26 protein-coding genes and 1 pseudogene are annotated in these 25,682 nt (G+C 49.2%); 17 read left to right on the top strand and 10 right to left on the bottom strand.

All coding sequences use genetic code 11. The annotated features are described in order from the left end of the window. Positions 1–9: 9 nt before the first annotated feature. The 4 genes from M979_RS06715 to patD are packed head-to-tail and all read left to right on the top strand — an operon-like array spanning position 10 to position 4,221. Positions 10–1,035 carry an ABC transporter ATP-binding protein gene (locus tag M979_RS06715; protein ID WP_064554214.1) on the top strand — a complete coding sequence of 342 codons (1,026 nt, stop codon included), beginning with the start codon at positions 10–12 and terminating at the stop codon, positions 1,033–1,035. Between the two features lie 7 nt (positions 1,036–1,042). After that, positions 1,043–1,981 carry an ABC transporter permease gene (locus M979_RS06710; RefSeq protein WP_425338128.1) on the top strand — a complete coding sequence of 313 codons (939 nt, stop codon included), beginning with the start codon at positions 1,043–1,045 and terminating at the stop codon, positions 1,979–1,981. Further along, positions 1,971–2,777 (top strand): ABC transporter permease, encoded by an 807-nt coding sequence (locus tag M979_RS06705; RefSeq protein WP_064554212.1) that lies wholly within the window; start codon positions 1,971–1,973, stop codon positions 2,775–2,777. Before M979_RS06710 ends, M979_RS06705 begins: the two co-directional genes overlap by 11 nt. A gap of 19 nt (positions 2,778–2,796) precedes the next feature. Then, positions 2,797–4,221, top strand: a complete 1,425-nt coding sequence (gene patD, locus M979_RS06700; protein ID WP_064554211.1) for an aminobutyraldehyde dehydrogenase — start codon at positions 2,797–2,799, stop codon at positions 4,219–4,221. 43 nt (positions 4,222–4,264) lie between these two features. Here the strand turns inward: patD and M979_RS06695 are convergent, their stop codons facing one another. The 3 genes from M979_RS06695 to M979_RS06690 all read right to left on the bottom strand — a co-directional run bounded on the left by M979_RS06695 (position 4,265) and on the right by M979_RS06690 (position 7,520). Next, positions 4,265–5,401 carry an HlyD family secretion protein gene (locus M979_RS06695; RefSeq protein WP_034455532.1) on the bottom strand — a complete coding sequence of 379 codons (1,137 nt, stop codon included), beginning with the start codon at positions 5,399–5,401 and terminating at the stop codon, positions 4,265–4,267. Positions 5,402–5,405: 4 nt separating this feature from the next. Continuing rightward, entirely contained in the window at positions 5,406–5,732 is a 327-nt protein-coding gene (locus tag M979_RS22425; RefSeq protein ID WP_072009402.1) for a DUF3302 domain-containing protein, read from the bottom strand. Positions 5,733–5,993: 261 nt separating this feature from the next. Beyond that, complete coding sequence (locus tag M979_RS06690; RefSeq protein WP_064554210.1) at positions 5,994–7,520, bottom strand: sensor domain-containing diguanylate cyclase; 1,527 nt, start codon at positions 7,518–7,520, stop codon at positions 5,994–5,996. Between the two features lie 529 nt (positions 7,521–8,049). On the opposite strand from M979_RS06690, the gene M979_RS06685 reads away from it, so the two are divergent. Further along, positions 8,050–8,223 carry a GhoT/OrtT family toxin gene (locus M979_RS06685; RefSeq protein WP_064554209.1) on the top strand — a complete coding sequence of 58 codons (174 nt, stop codon included), beginning with the start codon at positions 8,050–8,052 and terminating at the stop codon, positions 8,221–8,223. A gap of 28 nt (positions 8,224–8,251) precedes the next feature. Continuing rightward, on the top strand, positions 8,252–8,566 hold the full coding sequence (yqfB, locus tag M979_RS06680) for a N(4)-acetylcytidine aminohydrolase (RefSeq protein WP_064554208.1): 315 nt from the start codon (positions 8,252–8,254) through the stop codon (positions 8,564–8,566). Positions 8,567–8,609: 43 nt separating this feature from the next. Here yqfB and M979_RS06675 read toward each other — a convergent pair whose 3' ends face one another. Continuing rightward, on the bottom strand, positions 8,610–8,825 hold the full coding sequence (locus tag M979_RS06675) for an HP1242/YdcH family protein (protein ID WP_034455537.1): 216 nt from the start codon (positions 8,823–8,825) through the stop codon (positions 8,610–8,612). Positions 8,826–9,090: 265 nt separating this feature from the next. Here M979_RS06675 and M979_RS06670 point away from each other — a divergent pair, with 265 nt between their 5' ends. From M979_RS06670 to tsr, 3 genes are all read left to right on the top strand, one after another. Then, positions 9,091–9,852 (top strand): siderophore-interacting protein, encoded by a 762-nt coding sequence (locus M979_RS06670; RefSeq protein ID WP_064554207.1) that lies wholly within the window; start codon positions 9,091–9,093, stop codon positions 9,850–9,852. A gap of 10 nt (positions 9,853–9,862) precedes the next feature. Then, positions 9,863–10,450 (top strand): PadR family transcriptional regulator, encoded by a 588-nt coding sequence (locus M979_RS06665; RefSeq protein WP_034455540.1) that lies wholly within the window; start codon positions 9,863–9,865, stop codon positions 10,448–10,450. An 86-nt stretch (positions 10,451–10,536) separates the two neighbouring features. Continuing rightward, complete coding sequence (gene tsr, locus M979_RS06660) at positions 10,537–12,201, top strand: methyl-accepting chemotaxis protein (RefSeq protein ID WP_064554206.1); 1,665 nt, start codon at positions 10,537–10,539, stop codon at positions 12,199–12,201. Positions 12,202–12,315: 114 nt separating this feature from the next. On the opposite strand, the gene M979_RS06655 is transcribed toward tsr, so the two are convergent. The 3 genes from M979_RS06655 to M979_RS06645 are packed head-to-tail and all read right to left on the bottom strand — an operon-like array spanning position 12,316 to position 13,978. Continuing rightward, positions 12,316–13,353 (bottom strand): type II toxin-antitoxin system HipA family toxin, encoded by a 1,038-nt coding sequence (locus tag M979_RS06655; RefSeq protein WP_064554205.1) that lies wholly within the window; start codon positions 13,351–13,353, stop codon positions 12,316–12,318. A 2-nt stretch (positions 13,354–13,355) separates the two neighbouring features. Beyond that, positions 13,356–13,670, bottom strand: coding sequence for a HipA N-terminal domain-containing protein (locus M979_RS06650; RefSeq protein WP_064554204.1), 315 nt, complete (start codon positions 13,668–13,670; stop codon positions 13,356–13,358). Continuing rightward, the gene (locus tag M979_RS06645; protein ID WP_064554203.1) at positions 13,655–13,978 is read right to left on the bottom strand and encodes a helix-turn-helix domain-containing protein; all 324 of its coding nucleotides are present in this window, start codon (positions 13,976–13,978) and stop codon (positions 13,655–13,657) included. The genes M979_RS06650 and M979_RS06645 overlap by 16 nt, the downstream gene beginning before the upstream one ends. Before the next feature lie 311 nt (positions 13,979–14,289). Between M979_RS06645 and M979_RS06640 the strand changes: the two genes are divergently transcribed. The 7 genes and pseudogenes from M979_RS06640 to M979_RS06605 all read left to right on the top strand — a co-directional run bounded on the left by M979_RS06640 (position 14,290) and on the right by M979_RS06605 (position 21,999). Further along, entirely contained in the window at positions 14,290–15,312 is a 1,023-nt protein-coding gene (locus M979_RS06640) for an LLM class flavin-dependent oxidoreductase (RefSeq protein ID WP_064554202.1), read from the top strand. Positions 15,313–15,322: 10 nt separating this feature from the next. Further along, positions 15,323–16,459 (top strand): amidohydrolase, encoded by a 1,137-nt coding sequence (locus M979_RS06635; protein ID WP_064554201.1) that lies wholly within the window; start codon positions 15,323–15,325, stop codon positions 16,457–16,459. A gap of 62 nt (positions 16,460–16,521) precedes the next feature. Further along, positions 16,522–18,880: pseudogene (locus tag M979_RS23745) on the top strand (NtaA/DmoA family FMN-dependent monooxygenase). A 10-nt stretch (positions 18,881–18,890) separates the two neighbouring features. Then, positions 18,891–19,394 carry a GNAT family N-acetyltransferase gene (locus tag M979_RS06620; RefSeq protein ID WP_064554199.1) on the top strand — a complete coding sequence of 168 codons (504 nt, stop codon included), beginning with the start codon at positions 18,891–18,893 and terminating at the stop codon, positions 19,392–19,394. Between the two features lie 9 nt (positions 19,395–19,403). After that, positions 19,404–20,330 carry an amino acid ABC transporter permease gene (locus tag M979_RS06615; RefSeq protein ID WP_064554198.1) on the top strand — a complete coding sequence of 309 codons (927 nt, stop codon included), beginning with the start codon at positions 19,404–19,406 and terminating at the stop codon, positions 20,328–20,330. Beyond that, positions 20,314–21,093: an amino acid ABC transporter ATP-binding protein gene (locus M979_RS06610; RefSeq protein ID WP_064554197.1), complete on the top strand. Its 780-nt coding sequence runs from the start codon at positions 20,314–20,316 to the stop codon at positions 21,091–21,093. The genes M979_RS06615 and M979_RS06610 overlap by 17 nt, the downstream gene beginning before the upstream one ends. Before the next feature lie 9 nt (positions 21,094–21,102). Beyond that, the gene (locus tag M979_RS06605) at positions 21,103–21,999 is read left to right on the top strand and encodes a transporter substrate-binding domain-containing protein (RefSeq protein ID WP_064554196.1); all 897 of its coding nucleotides are present in this window, start codon (positions 21,103–21,105) and stop codon (positions 21,997–21,999) included. On the opposite strand, the gene M979_RS06600 is transcribed toward M979_RS06605, so the two are convergent. After that, positions 21,986–22,570 carry a TetR/AcrR family transcriptional regulator gene (locus tag M979_RS06600; protein ID WP_064554195.1) on the bottom strand — a complete coding sequence of 195 codons (585 nt, stop codon included), beginning with the start codon at positions 22,568–22,570 and terminating at the stop codon, positions 21,986–21,988. The genes M979_RS06605 and M979_RS06600 overlap by 14 nt on opposite strands. 94 nt (positions 22,571–22,664) lie before the next feature. Here M979_RS06600 and M979_RS06595 point away from each other — a divergent pair, with 94 nt between their 5' ends. After that, a complete protein-coding gene (locus M979_RS06595) occupies positions 22,665–23,555 on the top strand; it encodes an ABC transporter six-transmembrane domain-containing protein (RefSeq protein WP_064554194.1) in 891 nt (296 codons plus the stop codon). Here M979_RS06595 and tyrP read toward each other — a convergent pair whose 3' ends face one another. Next, entirely contained in the window at positions 23,556–24,767 is a 1,212-nt protein-coding gene (gene tyrP / locus M979_RS06590) for a tyrosine transporter TyrP (protein WP_034455556.1), read from the bottom strand. A 150-nt stretch (positions 24,768–24,917) separates the two neighbouring features. Beyond that, positions 24,918–25,676, bottom strand: a complete 759-nt coding sequence (locus M979_RS06585; protein ID WP_064554193.1) for a transporter substrate-binding domain-containing protein — start codon at positions 25,674–25,676, stop codon at positions 24,918–24,920. Between the last annotated feature and the right edge of the window lie 6 nt (positions 25,677–25,682).

Below are 25,682 nucleotides of genomic sequence, written 5' to 3'. Positions count from 1 at the left end.
GGAGGAGTTATGTCGTACGCTGTGCAGTTCAGAAACGTCTCGCGCCTTTATGGTGATGTGCGAGCTGTCGATAACGTCTCAATTGATATTGATGACGGGGAGTTTTTCTCTATGCTCGGGCCTTCTGGCTCGGGCAAAACCACCTGTTTAAGGCTGATTGCCGGTTTTGAGCAGGTGACTTCAGGCGAGATCGCGATTTTTGGCAAACCGGCACAAGACGTGCCGCCTTATCAACGCGATGTGAATACCGTCTTCCAGGATTACGCATTATTCCCCCATATGACAGTGCTGGAAAACGTCGCTTATGGACTGATGGTGAAAGGTGTTGATAAAAAAACGCGACTTGGTAAAGCGCAGGAAGCACTGGAACGCGTAGCGCTTGGCTTTGTTCATGCACGTAAACCCTCACAGCTTTCCGGCGGTCAACGTCAGCGTGTGGCACTGGCACGAGCGTTAGTGAATCGTCCGCGAGTGTTGTTACTGGATGAGCCGCTGGGGGCACTGGATCTTAAACTGCGTGAACAGATGCAGGGCGAGCTAAAGAAACTCCAGCGTGAACTGGGCATCACTTTTATTTTTGTCACCCACGATCAAAGTGAAGCGCTGTCGATGTCCGACCGCGTGGCGGTTTTTAACAACGGACGCATTGAACAGGTCGATACGCCACGCCAGTTGTATATGCAGCCGCGCACAGCTTTTGTGGCCAGTTTTGTCGGTACATCAAATGTGTTGCAACCCGCTCTTGCCGGGAAAGTGTGCGGTGAGGAGGGCCTATTTTCCCTGCGCCCTGAGCATATTGTTCTCAACGATCATTCCGGCCAGAGCGGCGGAATCAGCGTTAGCGGCATGATTCAGGAGATCCACTATCAGGGGGCGGCGACGCGCCTCGAACTGCGCCTTGCCGACGGTGAGAAACTGCTGGTCAGTGAAGCGAACCCGCAACGTATCGTCAGCGAAGAGCGCTATCAAATTGGTCAGCAGGTCACCGCTGTCTGGCCTCGCGCGGCGATGGTCCCGCTGCTGGGGGAAGGATGAAATGGATATGAGTCTCCCCACATCGCACCCTGACAACCGCCTGATGCGGCGCATTGCTACTTTTTTGTGGCAGCGCCCAGGATTCTGGTTGGCCTTACTGCTGCTGCCACCGCTGTTATGGTTCGGCGTTGTTTATCTTGGTTCATTACTCACACTGTTATGGCAGGGGTTTTATACCTTTGATGACTTCACCATGTCGGTCACGCCCGATCTGACATTCGCCAACATTACAGCCCTGTTTAACCCCGCTAATTACGACATTATTCTGCGCACATTGACGATGGCCATTGCGGTGACCCTCGCCAGCGCAGTGCTGGCGTTTCCGATGGCCTACTTTATGGCGCGCTATACCAGCGGCAAACTGAAGGCGTTTTTCTATATTGCCGTGATGCTGCCAATGTGGGCCAGTTACATCGTTAAGGCTTATGCCTGGACACTGTTACTTTCCCGTGATGGCGTAGCGCAATGGTTTCTTGAACACATGGGGCTAGAACCACTATTAAACCTGATGCTGACCATTCCGGCGGTAGGCGGAAATACGCTCTCTACATCCGGTTTTGGGCGTTTTCTGGTGTTTCTCTACATCTGGCTGCCATTTATGATCCTGCCGATTCAGGCGGCACTTGAGCGCTTGCCGCCTTCATTGTTACAGGCATCGGCTGATTTGGGCGCACGCCCAACTCAAACCTTCCGCCATGTGATTTTGCCCCTTGCCATTCCTGGTGTAGCGGCCGGTTCGGTATTCACATTTTCACTGACGCTGGGTGACTTTATTGTGCCGCAGTTGGTGGGGCCACCGGGGTATTTCATCGGCAACATGGTCTATTCCCAGCAGGGCGCGATAGGCAATATGCCGATGGCGGCGGCATTTACGCTGGTGCCGATTGTACTGATCGCCATTTATCTTTCACTGGTGAAACGACTGGGGGCCTTCGATGCACTCTGAACGCGCACCGTTACTGCTAAAAATTGCTGCCTGGGGTGGGGTGATTTTTCTGCATTTCCCGCTGTTGATCATCGCGCTTTATGCGTTTAACACCGAAGAGGCGGCATTTAGCTTTCCACCAAAAGGATTGACGTTGCACTGGTTCAGCGTGGCGGCATCGCGCAGTGACATCCTTGACGCCGTGACGTTGTCACTCAAAATTGCCGCACTGGCAACTATACTTGCGTTGATCCTGGGCACACTCGCTGCCGCTGCACTCTGGCGGCGAGAGTTTTTTGGCAAAAATGCCATCTCCTTGTTGCTGTTGTTGCCAATTGCGCTGCCGGGAATCATCACGGGCCTTGCACTGCTAACCGCCTTCAAAATGATGAATTTTGAACCGGGCTTTTTCACCATTGTGGTGGGGCACGCAACGTTTTGCGTCGTTATTGTGTTTAACAACGTCATCGCTCGTTTCCGGCGCACCTCTTATAGCTTGATTGAGGCGTCGATGGATCTGGGTGCCGATGGCTGGCAGACCTTTCGCTATGTCATTTTGCCTAACCTGGGGTCTGCATTGCTCGCCGGAGGCATGCTGGCGTTCGCGCTGTCGTTTGATGAAATTATCGTCACGACCTTTACCGCCGGGCATGAACGCACATTGCCACTGTGGCTGCTCAATCAATTGGGACGCCCGCGCGAAGTGCCGGTCACGAATGTGGTGGCGCTAATGGTGATGTTGATGACAACCATACCGATTTTAGGGGCGTACTGGCTGAGTCGCGGTGGAGATGAAGTCGCGGGCAGCGGTAAATAATGTTGAAAAGGGTATCACTATGCAAAGCCAGCTATTAATAAACGGCCAGTTAGTGCAAGGCATTGGGGAAAAGTTGCCGGTATACAACCCGGCAACGGGAGAGGTTCTGCTGGAGATCGCGGAAGCCACTGCGGATCAGGTAAACGATGCGGTACTGGCTGCAGATATTGCTTTTGCTACCTGGGGGCAAACCACCCCAAAAGAACGTGCGGAACATCTGCTAAAACTGGCGGATGTTATTGAGCAAAATGGCGAAGTGTTTGCCCGTCTGGAATCGCAAAACTGCGGTAAACCTTATCACTGTGTGTTGAACGATGAAATTCCTGCGGTGGTGGATGTGTTCCGCTTCTTTGCTGGTGCAAGCCGCTGTCTGAACGGACTAGCCGCAGGGGAATATCTCAGTGGTCATACGTCGATGGTTCGCCGTGACCCTGTGGGCGTGGTGGCGTCTATCGCGCCGTGGAACTACCCACTAATGATGGCAGCATGGAAACTAGGCCCGGCGCTCGCTGCGGGTAACTGTGTAGTGATCAAACCCTCCGAAATCACTCCGCTTACCGCGTTTAAACTCGCTGAGCTGGCGAAAGATATTTTCCCGGCTGGCGTACTGAATGTGCTGTTCGGGCGCGGGCAAACGGTAGGTGATGTGCTGACCGGTCATCCGAAAGTGCGCATGGTTTCTTTAACCGGATCGATTGCCACTGGTGAGCATATCATCAGCCATACCGCACCTTCGATTAAGCGTACCCATATGGAACTGGGCGGCAAAGCGCCAGTGATTGTTTTTGATGATGCGGATTTAGATGCGGTCGTCGAAGGTGTGCGCACATTCGGATATTACAACGCCGGGCAAGACTGTACCGCGGCGTGCCGAATTTACGCCCAGAAGGGCATTTACGACAAACTGGTGGAAAAACTGGGGGATGCGGTCAGCAGCCTGAAATATGGTGCACCAGACGATGAATCCACAGAACTCGGGCCGCTAAGTTCTGCCGCTCATCTTGAGCGGGTAAGCAATGCGGTGAATGCTGCTAAAGCACTCCCACACGTCAAAGTGGTGACGGGAGGGGCGAAAGTAGAAGGGCCGGGATATTACTTCCAGCCAACGCTACTTGCGGGTGCAAAGCAGGAAGATGACATTGTGCAAAAAGAGGTGTTTGGCCCGGTGGTTAGCATCACGACCTTTGATGATGAAGAGCAGGTGCTTGGCTGGGCGAACGACTCCAGCTACGGGCTGGCGTCTTCAGTCTGGACACAAGATGTCGGCCGCGCACATCGCCTGAGTGCTCGTTTGCAGTACGGCTGTACATGGGTGAATACCCATTTCATGCTGGTCAGTGAAATGCCGCACGGTGGACAAAAACTCTCGGGTTATGGCAAAGACATGTCGTTATTCGGGCTTGAGGATTACACCGTCATTCGTCATGTAATGATTAAGCACTAGCGTTATCTCACCACCTCCCAAAGAGGTGGTGAGTTTTTGCAACTTAATGATCCAGATATAAATAGTGCATCCAACTGGTCATCCGCAATAACACCTTACGCATCACAGATACATGGGTAAAGTGGTCAGAATAGACGGCCACCTGGGCAAAGATCCCATCGGGTAAGGCATCCACTTGCGCATCGGGTGCGAGTTCAATCACTGCTAATACACCGTCACTTCCTGGAGTTAACGTCAGAGATTGCAACGTACCTTGAGCCTGATAAGAACCGCCAGGGACAACAGGCAGAACCGTGGTCAACTTACCCTGGAAAACCTGCCCAGGTAGCGCATTGAATACAACTTCGGCTTCGTCACCCGCTTCCAGACGTAACAAAGAGTTCTGCCTGAACTGGGCAATAATCTGGCGTTTTTGTTGCGGAATAAACACCATCACCGGGCGTAACGGCAGGGCAGCGGCATAGGTTCCGGGGCGAATCAGAACTTGCGTGACATAACCATCGCTGGGCGCACGAATAACGGTTTGGTTGAGATTATATTTGGCTTCGGCAAGCTGGGCGCGCAGGCTGACAATCTGTGATTGTTCGCCATTCACCATGCTGTCTAACTGGCTTTTGATCTGTGACTGTTCGGCAACTGAACCTTTTACCAGCGCATCTTGCGCGAGAAAGTTCTGTCGTGCGTTATCAATATCACTTTCAGAGAAGGGGTTTACTCGCGCTTTGCTGCCCTGAAGGTAACGTTGGTAATCTTTATATAGTCTGTCGCGTTCGGCGGTGACACGAGTTGTGTTGGCCACGGCGGCATCAAGTTGTGACTTGAGTGACTGCGTGCTGTGAATTGCCGTCATTAAATCAGCTTGCAGCCTGTCGACACGAGCCTGGTAGCGCGTAGGGTCTATTTTAAATAGCACTTCACCTTTTTTAATCATCATGTTTTGTTTATCGGTAACTTCACTGACAATTCCCGTTACTTGTGGAGTAAGAGGAATAGAAATAACCGCTTTTTGCGCTAAATAAGTATAAGGATGGTTGTAGTTCATTAATAAAATAAGTGCGCCAATTAAAAATACTCCGCCCAAAGCAGCGGTTGGCACTGTCCATTTATTTACCGGTATTTTAAAAATCTTAAATACGGCCCACGCAAATGCCACATATGTCAGGATAATGAGCAGATCCATGATATTACTCCGATGGAGTTATTTTGTTGTTATCCAGTTTCTGTTCCAGTTCGCTTACGCGTTGCTGTAACGAAGCCAGTGTTGCGTCGGCATTTTGTTGCATACCCCAGCCCCGTTCAGGGCGGTAGAGCGTTGCCCAGATCCATAAGAACGGCCATATAACATGGAGTGTAAACAAGCTGACCCAGCCTGCGACATGAATGGCATCGGCGTGCGGGTGGTTGCGGGCTTTGGCTATCAGGTAGGGGATATCATGGAGAATAATAATCCCGTAGAAAATAATGAGGAAGACAACGATCAGGACGCCGAGAGCGAAGTAGTTGAGGAACATAATGACCTCGATGGGGATAACACTGTTTATTAAAGATAGTCGTTATCGGGTTCGAGAGGTCATTACGTATGCAAAATTCACCCATATTGATTAATGATCAATTTTGAGAGCGCAAGAGGAGCATCTTGCGCCTACCGACCCATAGTGAGCGGTAAAACTTCAAGTTACTACTTTATTGGCTGCGTTCGCTTACCCGAATCACTTACTTATGTAAGCTCATCGGGATGCGCTCTCTTGCCGCTGCGATGCAACTCGAATTTTTTAGGATATAGGCGGGTAAATACAATTTTTCCCTGACTCTTTTGCCTGGTACAACAATTTATCGGCCGTTGCGACCAATTCATCTATCGAGCTGCACTCAACCGAACTGGCAATTCCGCAGCTAAACGAAACCAACATGCCTTGTTCACGCCACTTTCTTTTTGTCACGGTATAGCGCCAGCTATCAATAAGTTCATAGCATTCATTGAATGGTAAATCATAAATTAATGCGACTAATTCTTCACCGCCAAATCGATAAATGTCATGTTTCCCACCAAATCTCTCAACGCCTGCTTTACTCACATTTTGCAGGACACAGTCACCGGTTTGATGGCCCCATGTATCATTTATTTTTTTAAAGTTATCAAGGTCGATCATTGCCAGATGGAACGGAACACGGGAATTAAACAGGTTCAGCACATCTTGTTCGAATTTTCGGCGTGAACCAATTTTCGTCAGCGGATCGGTGGTGGCGGCCTCTACTGCTTCTTTCAGCGTTTCATTTTTTTTGGCTATTCCCTTACAAAGATTTTCCAAATTACGTGGAGTTTCGTTGGATATATTTTCATTAACACTGAGATAAAGTACATCGACCCATTGTTTAAAATACACCCTGATAATTATAGCCACAATGAGATAACAAATTAAACAGCCGAGTATGATGTAGGTTAATGCAAGATAAGCATTATTCAGCAATTTATTATAATTTTCATAGCTGACAGTGGATAATGCAACCCAGTCAGGGTTTTGATATGCCTGATAGAAAACAATCTGCTTATTGTCGTTATCGTTAAATGAGCCTGATGTCTCTTTTATCTCCTTTAACCAAGATTCTGGTATCTTTTGGACGAAAATTTCCTTGGTGTTCGCGTACATAATGATTGAGCCATCCATTGCTGCAACCTTAAATCGGCCATTATAAGGTATGGTAAGGCCCTTCAGAATGTTGCTTAATGCATCCAGATCCAGATCCAGGGCAATATTGCCAACGAAATCCGATTTTCTGTCAAAGAGATTCATGCTTACCGTGACATCGAGCACGTGCTTATTGGTAATGGGGCTCTTACTGATACCCACATAAGGATCAGAGTAGTAAATTGTATTTTTAACGCCATCTGTCGGAAACCAGGGACGTTCGGATGGTTTAAACCCTTGATATTCTTTATGCGGGTAAACCCTGTACCGGTCCTGGCTATCAGATAGCAGTACACTGGAAAACATCTCATTAGAGATAATTAATGAAGGTAGCAATGAATTTAATTCAGAGTGATCAGGAGAGATGTATTGAGAAATATCTTCTTTGCTAATCATGCCAGCCATAGCATTAAGTTTTGCATTAATTTTTCTTACGGGGGTTTCTATGCTGGCATAGGCAGTATTTTTGGTAAATCTAAACATTGTTTCGTTAAAATTATTTTCCATTCCCACTTTAATGTAGAAAAATGAATATGTAGCAATTAGAACAAAAGGAGCAATAAGAACAAAAACAGTCAATATCAATGCTTTTCTAGAGGTTAATTTGAACATTATGAATATTCTTATTTATACAAGATAGCGTAGAAGAAATTTTGTACGGATGTATACACTCATTATCATAATATCCTTAACGAATAGCAAGAAAATTAAATTTTACGACAGTTATAGGAAACACTATTGTTTAGATAATCTAACGCTAAGAAAATTCATCATAATGATAAGAGCACAAATACAATAAATATGTTTTTTATTTAATCTAAATACATTAGAGGCGCTTAACCATTTAGGGGTATATGGAAATTTCATTTCCAATAGTTGTTTTTATGTTGTGAATATTTGGTAGTGTAATTAGGTTAATATTTTTATCAATCCTTCCGATAATAAAATTGAGACCAGGTATTATAAGCAAGCTATGAAATTTGAGAGCAGTTGTCTTTCCAAATGAGACTGGACCGCATAAATGCTAAAGCGATGGTTAAAAATCACATACACCCATTTGCTCAACTAACGTGAAAACTTGATCTGCATCATAAAAAAGAGCATATTTTGCGGGAATTTTTCCAAACACCCCATTATAAAAATGACTCTTTATCAAGATATGCTGATTTTTTACGCTGTAATGTCGTTAATCACTGCTTTGGTCACCTGGTTTTTGGCTCGCGATACCAAACGAATTAAACTATTAAGCTCTGTGCTGGTGGGAGCGACCTGGCCGATGAGCTTTCCAGTCGCATTGATGTTTTCTCTGTTTTAAAACCCTTCATACTTCGAGCAGGAATTCCATGAACGACATAACCTTTTTCCAGCGTTTCGAGAACGATATTGTCGCCGGGCGCAAAACGATTACATTGCGTGATGCCTCTGAATCACACTTTACCCCGGGCCAACAACTGCGCGTCGGGCGTTATGAAGATGATGTTTATTTTTGCACTATTGAAGTGGTCAGTGTGACGCCGGTGGCTCTTGACCAACTGACTGATGAGCATGCACGGCAGGAAAATATGACGCTGCCAGAGCTCAAGGAAGTGATTGCTGAAATATATCCGGGCTTGAATGAACTTTACGCGATTGTTTTTACGCGTGTCACCAAAGCCTGATGTACAAAAACAGGAAGGGGGTTTCCCCTTCCTGACAACGAACCTAATGACTGGCTTTCTTCAACATCTGATACAACTCATCTTTTAGCCGCAGCTTCTCTTTTTTCATCTGCACGACCTTTTCATTGTATCCCGTCCCTTGCGGCCCCCCTCTGCGTAAAATCTCATCGTCGAGTTGATTATGCTTGTCATACAAGCTGAGGAAGCGCGGGTTCGCGGATTTTAGTTCGTTGATCAATTCACGGTACTCAGGAAACATTACAAACCTCCTGGACTTTGGTGGGTGAATGGAGTTTTACCTGGCAGTAGCTGCCAACCTCAGTGTAGGCACCACTTAAAGCAAATTGAAAGCCCCGCTTGGTAAGGGTTTGTCAATTTGCGACCCGTGAGACGAGTTAATTAAATTGATTAAATTTTCAGCGAGGCGAGGCTTGTATAATCGCAAAAATTGATAACGACAATCTCACATTCATGTGCTAAAACATATCTATGATATATCTTACACGATGAATAATGAGAACCCGATGACCATACAAACCAAACCTAAACTTCCTGAACGCGTAAAAAATGAGCTTAAATTCCGTGAGTTAACTGTTAAAAGCAAACAAACGGTCGCAGGCTGTTTCCACCGTATTGTTTTTACCAGCCCCGAACTGGTTGGTTTTTCTTCACAAGGGTTTGATGACCATGTAAAAGTCTTCTTCCCACCTGAAAACGGTGATTTTGTGCGACCATCCGTTACCGATGATGGCATTGTCTGGGGCGAAGGGCTGCGCCCTGTTTCTCGCGATTACACCCCTTTGTCTTTTGATGCCGCACGTAACGAATTGACGCTGGATTTCTATATTCACGATGGCGGTGTGGCAAGCATGTGGGCTGATAAAGCCGCAGTGGGTGATACGCTCCTTATCGGTGGGCCAAGAGGATCGCTCGTCATCCCAACCGATTACACGTTCCAACTCTATATTTGCGATGAAAGCGGTTTACCTGCAGTCCGTCGCCGCTTGCTCTCACTACCCGAACATATTTCACCTGTCGTGCTGGTCAATTGCCACCATGCACAAACTCATGAGTATCTCAGCGAGTTTGAACATGCGCGCGTTGAGTGGCTTGATATCGAATCTATCGCACGTAACGTCAGTACCATTGAATTCCCGGAGAATGACTATTTCGTCTGGATTACCGGCGAAGGGCACGATGTTAAACAACTCAGTGATGAACTGCTGGAAAACCGTGGTCTGGACGCCGATTACGTACGCGCTGTCGCTTACTGGCATAACAAATAAGGAAACGAACATGAGAATCAAACATATTCATCATCGTTTTTGCGCAAAACATGAGCGTCATGAACAGCATGGTTTACACGGTGGCCATCATGGTCATCACGAACACGGGGGAATGGAAGGCAAAGCGCGGATGCGTCGAGAGCGCCTGTTTGATGCCAATGATATTCGTCTGCTGATCTTGCACTTCCTCTCAGCCAATACCGCGCATGGCTATGAACTGATCAAATCTATTGAGGCGACGGCGAAGGGCGAGTATGTCCCAAGCCCTGGAATTATCTATCCGAACCTCTCTTTGCTTGAGGAGATGGGGTTTATCGCCGCAGTGCAAAGCGACAGCAGCAAAAAGGCGTGGATGCTCACCGAAGAAGGGCATGCGGAACTTGCTCAGCAGCAAGAGCATCTCGGTCATATCATCGCTAAGCTCGAGTCGCTGGGCGTGTTAGGCGATAATCGCCGTTTACCTGAAATACAGCGAGCGATCCATAACTTTAAAATGGCGCTCAATACCAAACTTGGGCAAAGCAATTTACCCAAAGAGACGCTCTACAAAATCATCGACACCTTAGATCAGGCCGCTAAAGATATTGAGCGCAGCTGATCTCAGCTTTTCTCAGACAATAAGCATAAAGTTTTAGCGCCAACTGCCGAAACTTTATGCTTCTGTTGCCATGAGAACAAAAAAGCATGTTAAATCGCATAAAAGTTGTAACCAGCCTTCTACTTGTGCTGGGTTTATTTGGTATTTTGCAAATTACTTCCGGTGGATTGTTCTTCAATGCACTGAAAAACGACAAAGAAAACTTCACTGTACTGCAAACGATTCGTCAGCAGCAGTCCACGCTCAACGGTAGCTGGGTTGCCTTGCTTCAAACCCGCAACACTCTAAACCGTGCTGGTATCCGTCATATGATGGATACCAACAATATCGGCAGCGGTTCGACAGTAAATGAGTTAATGCTTATTGCCAGCCAGTCGTTAAAGCAGGCCGAAAAAGAGTGGGCCGCGTATGAAGCCTTGCCACGCGACCCGCGTCAGAGCGAAGCATCAATCAACGAAATCAAACGTAACTATGATATTTACCACGGTGCGCTTGCCGAGCTGATTCAATTGCTGGGGGCGGGTAAAATTAATGAGTTCTTCGACCAGCCAACACAGAAATATCAGGATGGTTTCGAGAAAGAGTACGTCAACTATCTACAACAAAACGATAGCCTGTATCAACAAGCAGTAGACGACAATAACCAGTCATACTCTCAGGCCATCTGGATCCTGGTTGTGATTCTGGCGCTGGTTGTCGCGGCGATTATTGTCGTTTGGCTGGGTATCAAGAAAACCCTTATCGAGCCGCTTCACCGCTTGATTGATAACATTCGCCATATCGCGGACGGTGACCTGGTGCACTCCATCGATGTGGATGGGACCAATGAAATGGGCCAACTGGCGGCAAGCCTGCGACATATGCAGTCGGAGCTGGTGAGCACAGTGAACGAAGTTCGTAACGGCGCGCATGCGATTTATAGCGGTGCCAGCGAAATATCTATCGGTAACAACGACCTTTCTTCCCGTACCGAACAACAAGCCGCTTCGCTTGAAGAGACTGCTGCCAGCATGGAACAGTTAACTGCAACCGTGAAACAGAATGCGGAAAACGCCCGTCAGGCAAGCCAGCTGGCATTGAGCGCGTCAGAAACCGCGCAGAAGGGCGGCAAAGTGGTGGATAACGTGGTGCGCACCATGAACGACATCGCCGGTAGCTCGAAAAAAATTGCCGACATCACCAGTGTGATTGACGGTATCGCTTTCCAGACCAATATTCTGGCGCTGAACGCCGCAGTTGAAGCGGCACGTGCCGGTGAGCAAGGGCGAGGATTTGCGGTTGTAGCCGGTGAAGTGCGTAACCTGGCACAGCGTAGTGCACAGGCGGCGAAAGAGATTAAAGGGCTAATTGAAGATTCCGTTAATAAAGTGGATACCGGTTCAACTTTGGTTGAAAGTGCCGGTGAAACCATGGGCGAAATCGTCAATGCGGTAACGCGTGTGACGGATATTATGGGTGAAATTGCCTCGGCGTCTGATGAGCAAAGCCGTGGTATCGACCAGGTTGGGCTGGCGGTTTCTGAAATGGACCGTGTGACCCAGCAAAACGCCGCCCTGGTGGAGGAATCTGCCGCTGCTGCTTCAGCACTTGAAGATCAGGCAAGCCGTCTGACTCAGGCTGTTGCCGTGTTCCGTATTGGCCAGGAAGCCAAAAAGGAGCCTCGTCAGGTTGAGCCAAAACTGACTATCACCCCGGTAATGAATCGTAAAGCCGCCGTCAGCGACTCAAACGAAAACTGGGAAACCTTCTGATTTTCTTGATGTAAATGTAATTGGTGGATGACGCTTGCGCTTATCCACCCTACGAATTTGAAATCGTAGGTCGGGTAAGCGTAGCGTTAGCCGACTCTTTTTCACACTTCAGTTTCACAACTCCGCTTCATCCAGGCGCATCAACCTGTCCAGCCGCTGATGGTAACAACGCAACGTGGCGGCAATCGCCTCGGGTGGCATAAACGAATCACGATATACCGCTTCCACAATGCGGCTCTCTTTTTGCAAATCATTCAATAACTTCACGATAAGTTTGTCGGTCAATCCTATCGCCAGGCCGAGTTCCCGAAAATCCATACCCAGATATTCACCATAGGCGGTTTTAAAACCTGGCGCTAACTCCCGGTCGCCTTCCTCGCAACTCAGTAATGGCAGCGCCATAAATCCTGAGCTAAAAATGGTGGGATAGGGGGCAACGGAGACAAAGTCATAAATCGGGGATAGCGTTGGTTCGCCAACTCTTGGATGCATCAAGCCGAAATTGCGTAGATGCATATCGTTATTACCCAGCAAATACGCATAGGTGATACGGCGGAACAAGTCGATTTTAAAGGCGAGGTTGCTGTTCACATGTTGGGTCAGAAACTCTGCCAATTGCTGATAGCTAACATACTGCTTACCGTCGCTGCCGGTTTTGCCGTACTTCTCGCCAATATTCATCGCCGCATCAAGCTGTTCCTGGTGAATGGCCGCGCCAGTTATCATATCCCGGTCAAAACGGCGGATAACAAAGGCCAACTCACGTTCAGTATCATTTCCTTCAGGCGCAAAACTGACTAATCCATGTGGCGGTACGTCAAATCCGAGTCGCGCCATTAGCGTCATTGTCGCGTGTTCATTTTCTGCCAGATGTGGAAATTCGGCCGGAGAGGGTTTGAGTATGTATTCACCCTGATGCTCTACCACCGCAAACTCGCCATCGCGCACCACCATTTGCAGTTTTGGTTGATACCCGGAAATACTCATCCCTCGCTGGGCTTTTGGCAATTCGTGAATAAATTCACTGCGCGTAAAACTCAGCTGCGGGTTGACCTTACCTGAGCTGGTCAGGTGCTTGAGGCCTTTGTTTGAATAACCAGACTCCCGCTCTTTGGCCTGCACCAGCGGAGTCAAAAGAATGTGGCAGCGCATTGTTAATCCTCCAGAATGTTGACCAGCTGAACTGCGCCAATCAGGTTCTTGCCGTTATCAATCAGCATACCGAGTAGATCATGCTCATCGCGTTGTTGCAGTTGGCTGTAACGCCTTTTCAACCAACCTTCAGGTGCTAATGATGCAAAAAAGGGCGGTAGAGTTCGGCTGTGAAAGTGGCCAACACGCACCGGTAAACTTAAGGAGAGCGGCGGGCCGATATAGTCGGCATGGTAGCTAAACGCAAAACCATCATCATCCTGGCGCAATTCACCCACCGCTTCACCGTATAACCACACTTCTACACGGCGGCGCACAGTTTCACTCCTAATGCGTCAGCGACACTCAATACGGTACCAAATTTGACCTGATCGGGATCTTTAAACAGCCGTTTCAACGTTGATGCTGAAACACCCGTTTGCAGCTCAAGGGTTGCCAGGTCGATCTCCAGTTCTTTGCGACGTTGGTTTAATTGTTGCCCCAACTGTACAGATTCCGTAATGACCTGTTCGGTTAGCGCCAGATCTGACTCTTGCGCTCTCAGTGCCACCGCTTTTTTAACGTCACTCAATAATTCACTCATGGTATGCAGCTTGGCGACGAGGTCTGCGTTGTCATAGTTCATATATGACCCTTAGATTCATTTTTTGACAATACATTGGTTTTTTATGAGCCACTTTTAATCAAAGGGGTCATAAATGGTCTTTTTATTAAATTAATAATAAAAATGGGTCATTTATGGACTAATGTCAATCAAAAGGGTCATAAAAGATCTATTTATAATTAATAAATACTACAATAGGCCATATATGAAACTTTAGATCCCAATGGATGGGCTTATCCAGTTTTTGGCTAACTAAATGTAAATTAATTGTTTCACTCACGTTGACGGAAACCTTATTAATTAAGACATGTTAAACAATACGAGTTGGTCGCATGTCTTATCGAATTAGCCTGCTGGATAAAAGTCCGGTCGCAAAGGATGGCACTCCTGGCGACGCTCTCAAGCACACGTTACATCTGGCTCAACAGGCCGAAGCCTGGGGTTATCACCGTTTCTGGATTGCCGAGCACCATAACACTTCCCACCTGGCAAGCCCGTCTCCTGAGTTGCTTATTGCCTGGATTGTTGGGCAAACCCACCGCATTCGTGTCGGCTCCGGCGGGGTGATGTTGCAACATTACAGCCCTTATAAAGTGGCGGAGAACTTCAATTTATTAGCAAGTCTTGCTCCAGGGCGTGTGGATCTCGGTGTGGGTAAAGCGCCAGGTGGGTTACCGCTTTCCACACAAGCATTGCAACGTGCCGGGCAAGATAAAGAGTCGTTCGCGGAAAAACTCACTCAACTTGATAACTGGCTCTCATTACCAGCAGCACAGGATGACGAGGAAACCTTACGCGCAACGCCGGTTCCTGCACAAAGTGCCGAGCGTTTCTTGCTGGGCGCAAGCCTTGAGAGTGCACAGCTTGCCGCAAATCTTAACTGGAATTTCGTCTACGCCGCCCATCTGAATGGCGATAAAACCCTGATGCGCGATGTTCTTAACGCGTGGCGTAGTAAAAGCCAACGCGACACGCAGGTGGCGGTGCAGGTGATTGTGGCGGCTGATACAGATACCGCCGATGAACTGGCAAGCCTGGTGGAAATCTGGAGCGTTGAGCTTGAAAACAGCCAACGCGTTAGTGTCGCCAGTGAAGCGCAGGCTCACGCATTTGCTCGCCAGGCAGGCAGCGCTATCAAAAAAATCGAACGACGCGAACCCTCGCTGCTTAAAGGTACCGCAGAGCAAGTACATGCCGGACTTGAGGCATTGAGCCAACAGTTTGGTATCGACGAATTTATCATTGATACCCCGATTGCCGACCCGGCAGCACGTTTGCAGTCGCTGCGTTTGTTGGCTGGCGCTCAGCCTGCAATATCGCACCTCGATTTTGCTGCACAGCATGAAGCCTGGTAAGGGGTTGCCAATGACATTCGCCCCACAGACATTCAAACAACAGCTTATCGACTGGCGACGTGAACTCCACCAGAACCCTGAACTGTCCGGCAAGGAAGTGGCAACTACCGCTCGCATACGTCACTGGCTGGAGTCCGCAGGGCTGCGTCTGTTGCCGTACTCACTTGCCACTGGTGTGGTGGCTGAAGTAGGGCACGGCGATAAGGTGATTGCGCTGCGTGCGGATATTGACGCACTGCCGATTCAGGAAACCAGCGGTGTCTCTTTTAGTTCACAACACGATGGCGTGATGCATGCCTGCGGGCATGATGTTCACAGCAGCGTGATCCTCGGCGCAGCTCTGTTACTTAAGGAGCGTGAAGACCAATTGCCAGGTCGCGTGCGCTTGCTGTTTCAACCGGCGGAAGAAAATTTTACCGGCGCAAAGGCACTGATTAAGGCCGGGGCTCTGGAAAATGTCTCAGCTATTTTTGGGATGCATAACGAACCCGGTTTACCGGTCGGCACCTTTGCCACCAGAGGCGGCGCATTCTATGCCAATGTTGATCGCTTTGTTTTGCGGGTGAAAGGAAAAGGCGCTCATGCCGCCCGCCCACATGAGGGCCACGACCCCATTGTATTGGCAAGCCAGCTGGTTATCGCGCTGCAAACTATTGCCAGTCGCGATATTGATACGCTCGATTCGGTGGTCGTGAGTGTGACACGCATACAAGGGGGGAATACCTGGAATGTGCTGCCTGAAAACGTTGAGCTTGAAGGAACCGTGCGCACTCATCGTGGTGATATTCAAAAACAGGTCGAGAAACGCATCCGCGAAATTGCTTCCGGCTTAGCCAGTGCCTTTGGCGCACAGATTGATGTGGAGTGGTTTAACGGGCCGGTGACGTTAATCAACGATGAGAAATGGGCGGCGTTTTCTATGCAGGTTGCAGAAAGTGTGGGTTATAAGACACAAACCTCCGAACTGCATATGGGTGGCGAAGACTTTGCTGTTTATCTGCAAACCATTCCCGGCGCATTTGTCAGTATTGGTAGCGCCAGCCCTTATGGTTTACATCATTCGGCGTTTAATCCGGATGAGACATTAATTGAAAATGCGGCACGATATTTCGCAACGCTTGCTGAAAAAGCACTACTGCAAAACTAACAATAGCTAATACGCAGGGGTCAACTCCCCAGGATGCGTGCGGCCAAAATAAAGAGGTAAATATGTCAAATAATCGACAACTGCGTCTTGGAACAATCTTACATGGCGCATCAGGAAATATGTCGGCATGGCGGCACCCGGCAGCAATTGCGGATGCCAGCATTAGTTTTGAATTTGTGAAAGAGACGGCGTTAAAAGCAGAAGCGGGCAAACTGGATTTTTTATTTGTCGCAGACGGTTTATATATTAACGAAAAGTCGATTCCTCACTTCCTGAATAGATTTGAGCCATTAACGGTGTTGTCAGCATTAGCCAGCGTCACTACGAATTTGGGGTTGGTTGGCACACTGTCTACCTCATATAGCGAACCCTTTACCGTCGCTCGCCAGTTTGCAAGCCTTGACCATTTGAGTAAAGGACGTGCGGGCTGGAACGTGGTGACATCGCCGCTGGAGGGTTCAGCGAAGAACTTTTCCCGTGAAAAACACCCTGAGCATGCGCTGCGTTATCGCATTGCCGATGAATATCTGGATGTAGTGAAAGGACTGTGGGACTCCTGGGAAGAAGATGCATTTATTCGTGATAAAGCCAGTGGGCAATTCTTTGACCCTAATAAATTACATACGCTGGATCATCGCGGAGATTTCTTCCAGGTAGCAGGCCCGCTGAATATTTCCCGCACGCCGCAAGGTCGTCCGATTGTATTCCAGGCAGGTGCATCAGACGACGGCAAGAAATTAGCCGCCCACCATGCCGACGCTATTTTCACCCATCATGAAACTCTTGAAGAGGCGCAACATTTCTATCGTGACGTTAAAGGTCAACTGAAAAATCATGGCCGTAAGGACGATGACTTAAAAATATTCCAGGGTGTCAGCGTGATCGTTGGGAAAGATGCTGATGATGTGGAGAACCAATATCAAACGACCGCCGCACTGGTCTCAATTAACGATGCCCTGAATTACCTCGGCCGCTATTTTGAGCATCACGATTTTAGCCAGTACCCGCTTGATGAACCCTTCCCGGATATCGGTGACCTGGGGCAGAACAGCTTCCGCAGTACCACAGATGAAATCAAACGTAATGCTCAGACACGCAATCTGACGCTGCGCCAGGTCGCGCTTGAAGCAGCATCACCGCGCCCGCGTTTTTCCGGGACCGCACAGCAAGTGGCAGATGGGCTGCAGCAGTGGTTTGAAAGCTATGGCGCCGACGGTTTTATTATTCAGGGCGGTACGCCTGATACCTTCCCACGCTTTGTCGATGAAGTTGTCCCGGTACTGCAAGCCCGTGGGTTGTTCCGCAAGGAGTATCCCGGTACTACGCTGCGCGAAAGCCTGGGGCTCGCCAATCCGGTAAATCAATTTTCGTAGGCGCAAAATGGTGGATGGCGCTAACGCTTATCCCCCCTACAACGGCGCTTTCGTAGGTCGGATAAGCAAAGCGCCATCCGACAAAACACCAAAATAAAAAAGAGAACCTGCTATGCAAAAAATATCGCTAATCCTTGCTATCGCTCTGGCACTTTCGTCGGCACAAACTCTGGCACAAGAAGTCACCATTAACGGTACTGGCGTCAGTCTCGAGGCCAATAAAACGCCGATTAATACGGCCGTAAATCCATCGGCTGTGGCACAGCTGCCAAAAGATCATCATTTTGCGGTGCCCGGTAAATTCACCGTAGCCGTTGCGGCACTTAACTCGCCACCCTTGACGGTGTTTGCTGAAGACAACAAAACGTTGCTCGGCAGCGAAGTCGATATTGCACGTCTGGTGGCTGACAGCTTAGGGCTTGAACTCAACGTCGTACCCACATCCTGGGAAGACTGGCCATTGGGTGTGGCATCGGGGAAATACGATGCGGCAATCAGCAATATTACCGTCACCAAAGATCGCAAACAGAAATTCGACTTCGCCACCTACCGTAAAGATTCACTGGGTTTCTATGTGAAATCTAACAGCCCAATCAAGAAGATTGAGAAAGCACAGGACATTGCAGGGCTGCGCATTATTGTCGGCTCCGGGACCAACCAGGAGTCTATTTTGCTCGCATGGAATGAAGAGAACCTGAAGAAAGGGCTTAAACCCTTCACCCCGGTATATACCAAAGACGATGCGGCACAAACGCTGGCATTGCAGTCCGGTCGCGCTGATGCGTTCTTTGGCCCCAATGTAACGGGTGCCTGGAAAGCCGCACTCACGCAGAAAACCCAGTTAGTTGGCGTGGTGGATGGCGGCTGGCCTAAAGCTGCACATATCGCCGTCACGTTGAAGAAAGGCAGTGGGCTCGTGGAGCCAGTACAAACTGCGCTCAATGGTGTCATCAAAAATGGGGATTACCACAAAGTCCTGAATCGCTGGGGAGAAGGCGTAGAGCAAATCCCGGCATCTGAAGTTAACCCAGCCGGACTCGGCGATTAAGGAGCAGAACATGCGTGAACAATTTCGTGATGTTTCACCTGAGGCGCCAGAACTACAGCCGATTATTGCTGGGCTGTTTCAAGAATATGAAGCGCGCTACGGCGACTATTTTTCCCGTGATGCTGAAGTCGAACTAACCGAATGGTATCTGACACCACAGGGGCTGTTTATTGTTCTGGAGCGTGACGGTGAAATTATTGCCACTGGCGCTTATAAGCCATTCGACGAGCAGACAGCCGAAGTGAAACGGATCTGGACGCATCCTGCACTACGCCAACAAGGGCTTGCTCAGCGTGTGATGCGTGAGCTGGAAAGTCGCGCGCAGATTGCCGGTTATCGCCATATCTATCTGACTACCGGTTTTCGCCAGCCAGAAGCGGTGAAGCTTTATCTGAGCCTTGGCTATCAACCGCAGTTTGATATTCACCGTAACCGGGAAGAATACAGTGTGGCTCCGTTCGACGGCCGCCTGCGTTTTACCAAAGAGTTAGCTCGTCTGAGCAAAACGGCCTGAGGAGTACTTATGCATACCCCATCAACGATTAAAGTGGTGCCTGCGCGCTATCCGCTCAGAACACTCGGTGCGATTATCGCTCTGTTTGTACTGGCTGTGGTTATCCAGTCGGTTGCATTTAACCCCCGCTGGGAGTGGAGCGTATTTGCCCGCTGGTTCTTCGATCCGGTAATTCTTGAAGGACTGGCGCAAACTTTACTGCTGACGCTAATAGGGACTGTGCTGAGTGTAGTGATTGGCGGAATGCTGGCGCTGGCACGGCTTTCGTCTTCGTGGCTGCTAAATAGCCTTGCGTGGAGTTATATCTGGCTGTTTCGTTCACTGCCGCTGATTGTCGTGCTGATTATTCTCTATAACTTCTCCTATCTGTACGACACGCTCTCGATTGGTATTCCGTTTACCCAGATTCAGTGGGGAAGTTACCAAACGATAAACGTGTTGGGGCAGTTTTCTACCGCCGTGGTTGGCCTGACGTTAGTGCAAAGCGCCTATACAGCCGAGATCATTCGCGGTGGTTTCCTGGGCGTGGATCACGGGCAATATGAAGCGGCGGCAGCGTTAGGGCTACCCGCATGGCGTCGTACGCTGCGTATTATTCTGCCGCAGGCGCTGCGCACTATTTTGCCTTCAGGTTTTAATGAAATTATCAGTCTCGCTAAAGGCACGGCGATGGTTTACGTGTTGGCGATGCCTGAGCTGTTCTACACCATTCAGATGATCTACAACCGCACCCAGGAAGTGATCCCACTGCTAATGGTGGGGGCGGTCTGGTATCTGGTTATCACAAGCGTATTGTCGCTGATTCAACATCTGGTTGAACGCTGGCTGGCACGTAGTGAACGCCGCTCCGCGATTAATCAACAAACTCCAGCTCGTCATCCGTCACATCAGCCTGTGCTGCATACCCAGGAGGCCGCCCATGTACCACTCCCATAACCAGACTGGCCAAATTTCGATTACCGGCGTGAGTAAATATTTTGGCCGTCATAAAGCGCTGGATAACGTCTCACTGGAACTGGAGCCCGGTTCTGTGACGGTGATCCTTGGGCCGTCAGGCTCCGGTAAATCCACCTTGTTGCGCGCGATTAATCATCTTGAACGTGTAGATGAGGGTTTCATCCAGATTGATGGTGATTACATTGGCTATCGTCAGGCCGGCGACAAGCTGTATGAACTGAAAGAAAAAGAGATCCTGCGTCAGCGCATCAACGTTGGCTATGTATTTCAAAACTTCAATTTGTTCCCGCATCTCACGGTACTGGAAAACCTGATCGAAGCACCGATTGCCCATAAACAGCTGAGCCGAAAAGCGGCTATTGAACAAGCCTATCAATTACTTGATGTGGTGGGGCTGCGTAATAAAGCGGATGCCTGGTCGCGCCATCTTTCCGGCGGTCAGCAGCAACGTATCGCCATAGCCCGTGCGCTGGCATTGCGCCCACGCGTGATGCTGTTTGATGAACCTACGTCCGCACTCGATCCGGAGCTGGTGGGCGAAGTGCTGGATGTGATTAAAAAACTGGCCCGATCTGGCACAACGCTTGTGGTCGTCACCCATGAGATAGGATTTGCCCGTGAAGTGGCGGATAACGTGGTGTTTATGGTCGACGGGAAAATCGTTGAGCAAGGCTGCAGCGACGAAGTGCTTAACCATCCACAACATTCGCGAACGCGTCAGTTTTTATCAAAAGTTCTCTAAGGAGCAGTTATGAAATTTGTCCCACTGGCGCTGCTGATAGTTAGCTCGGCGAGCTTTGCACAGGGAAGTCTTGATCTTAAAGCTAATGAAGTGCCGATACATACGGCTAAAGACCCTGTGGCTATCAGTAAAATTCCACAAGGCTATAAATTTGTTGAGCCGGGCACCCTGACTGTGGCGATTTCAGCGCTAAATTCGCCACCGCTTGCAATGCTTGCAAGTGATAACCGCACAAGGATCGGTAGCGATCCTGATATTGCACGTTTACTGGCCGATAGCTTAGGGCTAAAACTCAAACTTGTGCCTACCGCCTGGGAAGACTGGCCTCTTGGCATTACATCCGGTCGCTATGATGTGGCATTAGTGAATATTGCGGTAACCGAGCAGCGTAAAACTAAGTTTGATTTTGCGACCTATCGCGTAGATTCTCTGGCATTTTCGGTGAAATCAGACAGCCCGATTCAAAAAATTGAAGGGCCAGCAGATGTTAGCGGGTTACGAATTATTTTAGGTTCCGGTACGAATCAGGAAAAAATTCTGTTGGGCTGGAATGACCAAAATGAACAAGCAGGGCGCAAACCGGCTCAGCCGATTTACCTGACGGATGACGCTTCCGGCAACCTCTATATTCAGGCCGGAAGAGCTGATGCGACCTTCGGCCCGCAGAGTGTGGCGGCCTATAAAGCGGCTCTGACTGGGAAAACGCGTGTTGTAGGGCTTGGGCCTAAGAAAGCCTATGTTGCGACCACTACCAAAAAAGGGAACGGGCTGGTTTATGCATTACAGGCAGCCCTCGATGGTGCAGCGAAACGTGGCGAATACCAGCAAGTTCTCGACAGATGGGGTGAAAAGGGTGAAGAAGTCGCTTCGTCTGAAGTGAATCCCCCGGGGATCACTTATCCGTAATTAAAATCTGACTGATAAATGCCTGGATATCTTCTAAAGCCTGATCGCGGGCAAGTGGCGCGCTATCGATAATCAGTTGATCCGAATACCCGTTAAGCAATGCACCAAGCTGACGGGTTGTTCGCCAGACATCGGTCTGGCGGAAAACGCCGCTTTCAATGCCCGACTCAATAATACTCGCCAGCAAAGCATCCCACTTTTCGGTCAACGTTAACGCCAGATCGGCGTAAACCTTGTTATGCACGGCCAGGCGCCACAACGATCCATACAGCTCCCACACCGCGTCAGCACGGTCCGGTAAATAGTCTTCAACAAAAATATTCAAACCTTGCTCCGGCGGCAAGGCACGCGTTTTTTGGCTAAAAGCGTCCAGTTCTGCGTACATAAAGCGCGAAAATGCTGCAATGCATAACGTCTGCCAGTCCGGGAAATAGTGGTAAATGTGGCTACGGGCTATCCCAACCTGTTCTGTTAATTCGCGAGTGGTGACCTTTTCCACTCCTTTTTCAGTAAACAGGGCGATCGCTGCATCAAGAATATTCTCTTTCAGAACAGACGCTTTCTCTTTCATAACGGCACCTTCGTTGACTTTGAGCAAGTGCTCAAATAGACTTCCTTCACTCTTGAGCAACCGCTCAAGAATAACAATTTAAGAATACAAAGTCATGCATACGACCCAAACCGCGGAGCTTAAACCATCACGCGGCGCAATGAATACATTAAAAAAACTCGCAAAACTCCACAGTAAAAAATTAGTGATTACGCTGATGCTGGTGGTCGCTGAAAACATCATCTATTTGCTTTATCCATTAATGGCCGGATTTGCCATCAACGCCATCATTAAAGGGCAACCGCTACATGCATTGCTGTATGCGCTGGTGGTCTTTGTGATGTGGGCGATAGGTGCTGCACGCCGCAGCATGGATACCCGGACATTTGCCAGAATCTATGCCGGACTTGCCGTGCCGGTGATCCTTGCACAGCGCGAGGATGATCATAGCCATTCGACCATTGCCGCTCGCGTGACGTTGTCACGTGAATTTGTCAATTTCTTTGAAACACACCTGCCGCTACTGATTACCTCCGTGGCATCAATTATCGGCGCAGTCATTATGTTGTTGACGATTGAGTTCTGGGCAGGTGTCGCTTGTCTGGGTGTGTTGATTTTCTTCGTGATGTTCCTGCCGAGCTATACACGCAAGAATGAAATGTTATATGAGAAGCTCAACGACAGGCTGGAAAAAGAGGTGGGTTTTGTCGGCACTGCCAGTGAAAACACGCTGAACAAGCATTACAACTTTTTGGCGCGTGTCCGTATTCGCTTGTCCGACCGGGAGGCATACGGCTATTTATCTATTGGTATTGCCGCAGCGTTCCTTTTCGCGATGACCATTTGGCTTATGACCGTGAAAGGTGTCGGGAACGCCGGGCATATTTACTCTGTCATGACCTACATGTGGATGTTTGCCATGAGCCTGGATGACGGCCCATCTCTGCTTGAGAAGTACTCGCAGCTTAAAGAGATAGGCAAGCGCGTCAACACAGGGCTGGTGTAATTAACCCACTTCCGGCAATGCGCCAGACGCAATCAACGCCTGAATCACAATCACGGCGATACCGCAGGCAAACACCAGAATCAGCAGCGGTTTGCCGCCAGCAACACGGTAGCCAGGCTCTTTTTGAGTCTGGCGACTTTTCCAGACCAAAAGCGACGGGATAATTAACGCCAGTATTGCCAGCGCAACACCGGCATAACCCAGCGCCATCACAAACCCTTGTGGGTAAAACAGAGCGAAAACTAACGGCGGCGCAAATGTCATCAACCCTGTTTGCACACGGCCAGATGCATTACGGGGACGCGAAAAGAGGTCGCTCAGGTAATCAAACAACCCTAACGATACACCCAGGAATGAAGTCGCCAGTGCCAGATCCGCAAACAGATGCACCGCTAATTCAACGTGCGGCGAGGCCACTACTTCACGAACCGCCTGCAACAAACCATTCAGCCCTGAATGGTTGGCTAACAGCCCACTGAACACACCAGAATCAATCGCACCCAGCGTGGCAACTTGCCAGAAGATATAGGCAACTAACGGAATTGCGCTGCCGATGATAAACACCCAACGCAGTTTGCGCAGATTGCCGTCAAGGTAACTGACAATACTCGGCACGCTGCCGTGGAAACCAAACGAGGTGAAGATCACCGGAATCGCTGAAAGAGCCAGGCCTTTCTCCAGAGGCAACGTCAGTAAATTAGTGTGATGGATGTGCGGCATCATCAGCCCCAGCATCACCACCAACATAATCACCTTGGCGCTGAACAGTACGCGGTTAAACATATCCACCATATGAGTGCCGATGCAGACAATGCCACCGGCAACAATCGTGAACAGTAAAACCCCGGTTGTAACGGAGATTGAGGATGCAAACCATTGATTCAGACTTGCGGCCAGCAGTTCACCTGCACCGCTGATGTACGCCGCCGTTAACGCATACATCAGGAACAACATGCTAAAACCGGTAAGCCATTGTCCTGGACGCCCAAGGTAGCGGCGGGCAAGGGTGCCAAGCCCTGTGTCGGCGGAAACATGCTGATAAACTTCGACCAGAAGCAGTGCTGTGTAACACATCAACCCCCACAGGCCGATGAGCAACAGGAAAGTCACCCCAAACCCAACGCCTGCTGAAGCCAATGGCATTGCCAACATTCCTGCGCCAATTGTGGTGCCAGCCACGATAAAGATACTGCCAAGAGTGCGATTCTTCACGCTTCCCTCTGAATTTACGCTTGTAATAACGAGATTATGCCGCGCAGGGTAAGGGATTGTTGTGACTGCGTCAAATGAGGGTTACATGAAGTGTAATTTTATGTTTACGATAAGCTGTGCTGTCTCAGCACTGACTGAGACAGCCGAAGGTTAATGCTTGCCGAGATACTCTTTTTCCAGCCTGGCCACAGTGCCGTCCTGCGTCATTTTTGTGAGTGCATCATTGATAAGTTTCAGCGTCTGCTCATCACCTTTGCGCACACCGATGGCGCTATTGGCGGATAACATCGGGTCTTTCACCGGCTCACCCGAGAAGGCGTACTCTTTGCCAATCGGTTGGTCAAGAAAGGCTGATTGCCCGGAGGTGGCAACGACAAAAGTGGCATCCAGTCGGCCATTGGCTAAGTCGCCGTAAATCGACTGTTGATCGGGATATTCCGTGACGTTGGCACCTTGCGAGCGCCATTTCGCATCCGCATATTTTGCCTGTACTGAGCCTTGTAATACGCCGACATTTTTTCCGCTCAGCGATGCGGCATCCGGTTTCAACGGTGCATTTTTGGCAGAGATTAGGCGGCTGTTGTCTTCATACAATGTCTGGCTGAAGTCGATGACTTTCAGGCGCTGCGCATTCGGGGCCATTGAGGAGATAACCGCATCGAATTTTTTGGCATTCAGGCCCGGAATGAGACCATCAAAACCGGATTCAACCCACTGGCAGGTGACGCCTGCGGTTTTGCAAATTTCATTGCCAATCGCAATGTCCAGTCCCACCAAACTTCCGTCAGGCTTTTTCGATTCATAAGGTGGATAAGTGGGGTCGGTACCAAAACGTAATGTTTGCGCCTGAACGGCCTGGCAGACCGTCAATGCCAGCAATCCACAAACCCCTGCAACGTATTTGTTCATCTTACA

The sequence above is a fragment of the Buttiauxella noackiae ATCC 51607 genome (assembly GCF_001654865.1).
Lineage (GTDB): Bacteria > Pseudomonadota > Gammaproteobacteria > Enterobacterales > Enterobacteriaceae > Buttiauxella > Buttiauxella noackiae.
This window is presented reverse-complemented; position numbering and strand designations above follow the sequence as displayed.